Raw genomic sequence first — 1,144 nt, 5'->3', positions numbered from 1 at the left:
TCCGCGGACGGGCCCGGCGCCGTGTGCGGGGCGGCCGTCCGGTGTGCGGGGCGGCCGCCCGGGAAAAGCAATATGGGGACGTTCACAGTGGGTCGCGGTTAACGCGCGGGGCGCCGCCCGGTTATCGTCCGGGCATGTTCGCTGCCTACGCCGCCCGCATCAGCCCCGACGACCCTTTGAGCGCACTGGAGTTGGGCGAGGTGCCCGAACCGGAGGCCCGCCCCGGCTGGAGCGTGGTCACGGTGAAGGCCGCCACGCTCAACCACCACGACCTGTGGTCGCTGCGCGGGGTCGGACTGCCCGCCGAGCGGCTGCCGATGGTGCTCGGCTGCGACGGGGCGGGCGTGGACGAGGACGGCAACGAGGTGGTGATCCACTCGGTGGTCGGCCAGAGCGGCCACGGGGTGGGCCCGCACGAGCCGCGGTCCATCCTGACCGAGCGCTACCAGGGCACCTTCGCCCGGCGGGTCGCCGTACCGACCTGGAACCTGCTGCCCAAGCCGGAGGAGCTGAGCTTCGAGCAGGCCGCCTGCCTGCCCACCGCCTGGCTCACCGCGTACCGGATGCTGTTCACCAACGCCGGGGTGAAGCCCGGCGACACGGTGCTGGTGCAGGGCGCCGGCGGCGGGGTGGCGACCGCGCTGGTGGTGCTGGCCAAGGCCGCCGGGCTGCGGGTGTGGGTCACCGGGCGGGACGAGGCCAAGCGGGCCCGGGCGGTCGGGCTCGGCGCGGACGCGGCCTTCGAGAGCGGCGCCCGGCTGCCGGAGCGGGTGGACGCGGTGATGGAGACCGTCGGCGCGGCGACCTGGTCGCACTCGGTGAAGTCGCTGCGGCCCGGCGGCACCCTCGTGATCTCCGGTGCGACCAGCGGGCCCAGCCCGAAGGCCGCCGAGCTGAACCGGATCTTCTTCCTGGAGCTCAAGGTGGTCGGCTCGACCATGGGCTCCAAGGAAGAGCTGGCCGGGCTGCTGGCGCTGTGCGCCAACTCCGGGATCCGGCCGGTGATCGACTCGGTGCTGCCGCTGGCCGACGCCCGGGAGGCGTTCGCCCGGCTGGAGCGCGGGGACGTGTTCGGCAAGCTGGTGCTCACCCCCTGAGCGCGGCGGCGGAAGGGCGGAGCGCCCCCCGACCCGTCCTCGGGGGG

1 protein-coding gene is annotated in these 1,144 nt (G+C 74.7%); it reads left to right on the top strand.

All coding sequences use genetic code 11. From position 1 onward, the window contains the following. Positions 1-134 precede the first annotated feature (134 nt). Positions 135-1,097 carry a zinc-binding dehydrogenase gene (locus ACFUEL_RS39850; RefSeq protein WP_380243136.1) on the top strand — a complete coding sequence of 321 codons (963 nt, stop codon included), beginning with the start codon at positions 135-137 and terminating at the stop codon, positions 1,095-1,097. The last annotated feature ends 47 nt before the right edge of the window (positions 1,098-1,144 follow it).

The sequence above is a fragment of the Kitasatospora sp. NPDC057198 genome, from assembly GCF_042670125.1.
Classification (GTDB): Bacteria; Actinomycetota; Actinomycetes; order Streptomycetales; family Streptomycetaceae; genus Kitasatospora.
Note: the sequence above shows the minus strand (reverse complement) of the source record. Positions and strands in the feature narration are given on the sequence as shown.